The organism is Bartonella sp. CL266QHHD, assembly GCF_042195355.1.
In the GTDB taxonomy this organism is placed as follows: Bacteria; Pseudomonadota; Alphaproteobacteria; order Rhizobiales; family Rhizobiaceae; genus Bartonella.
In genome coordinates this window covers 447-1,776 of sequence record NZ_JBHIOD010000066.1, presented here as the reverse complement: position 1 = coordinate 1,776, position 1,330 = coordinate 447, and the positions used below count along the sequence as shown (strand labels likewise).

At 35.6% G+C, this 1,330-nt stretch carries 1 protein-coding gene; it reads right to left on the bottom strand.

All coding sequences use genetic code 11. The annotated features are described in order from the left end of the window. Positions 1–387: 387 nt before the first annotated feature. On the bottom strand, positions 388–711 hold the full coding sequence (locus tag ACFIK7_RS09270; RefSeq protein ID WP_273790865.1) for a hypothetical protein: 324 nt from the start codon (positions 709–711) through the stop codon (positions 388–390). Positions 712–1,330: the final 619 nt, after the last annotated feature.

Sequence of the window (1,330 nt, the reverse complement as noted above, 5' to 3'; positions counted from 1 at the left end):
TTTTTCAGTCTGCTTCATGGAGATCTGTAAGCCAATCCGATGATGTAGGGGATGCATGGTCATTTTCTTGAAACAGAGGAACTTTTGGGAAGAACAAGAAGAATAAAAGGATTGCGGATTCTCATTGATTAAAGCGCTATGGGGGAGCTTTAAGGGTTAGAGCCTTTAAGGGTTAGAGCCTTTGTCATTTGAGGGGAGAGGAAGGCAAAAAATGGCACTTTTGAAGGCTGTGATATTTGGCCAATAAAAATAAAAACACAATAAAAATTAAACTAAAACAAAGGAAAAATTAAACTAAAAAAGGCCCCATTTAAAAAGGGCCTTTTTATTTAAGTTTTACAATATATACAAAATGTATATAACTTTACTTTAAGAACTTTTTGTAGCTTATACTCTAGTAGAAACAAGTTGTATGAAATATATAATAATTGATCCTAAAAAACTAGCTATTGCATTCAATAAACTTTTTCCTTTCTCGTATATATCGTTTATTGATGCTTGTTCTGATGCGCTTCTATTACTGACTCTCAGTATATTCAATGTATCCGATGTGTCCCTTACTTGTTTAACAAACTGTAAATTTGTTTTCTCAATAGTATAAGGTGCAACAATAGGAGAGGGCTGTTTATTGACTATACGATCAGATTTTTGAATCGCGAGAGCTAAACCACTTGTGATAGCCCCCGCTATGAAAAAATATCTGATATTCATAGTTTTTCTCCTATATTTATTTCGATAAATAAATATCGATACGTATCATATATAAATTCGATTTAAATAACTATAGTAAAAATACAACAATCACAAAAAAGAATAAACTTTGTCTATATTTTGACAAAATTTACCCTTAATTGCCTTAATGAATTCTTTTAGATTCGATTTTATGAAGGCGTAAAAAGGTTTGAAAGCTCTGTAGGCAAGTGGAATCCCATAAGATGGGTGATACGGCAGTCGCTAGAAAACTTCCTTTTGTGCCTTTGACCAAGGATTCATAAAAATGAGGGTTCATAAAAATGAGATGCGATGAAAATTGAGTAAAACCCTTGAAGGGAAGGATTCACTCTATTGAAGGCGGAGTGAATCCTCTTATGGATCGGATACTGCCTTATGAGGGTTTGGCAGTTTCCGTTGAGGGGAAGGATGCACTCTTTTTGAGGGCTAGAGTGCATCCTCTTATGGATTGGATACTGCCTTTATGAGGGTTTGGCAGTTTCCGTTGAGGGGAAGGATGCACTCTTTTTGAGGGCTAGAGTGCATCCTTTTCATGGATTGGATACTGCCTTTATGAGGGTTCGGCAGTTTCCGTTGAGGGGAAGGATGCACTCTTTTT

What these genes read in the sequence shown, in the direction of transcription:
- ACFIK7_RS09270 (WP_273790865.1), bottom strand. Translation starts at nt 711, where the DNA reads ATGAATATCAGATATTTTTTCATAGCGGGGGCTATCACAAGTGGTTTA.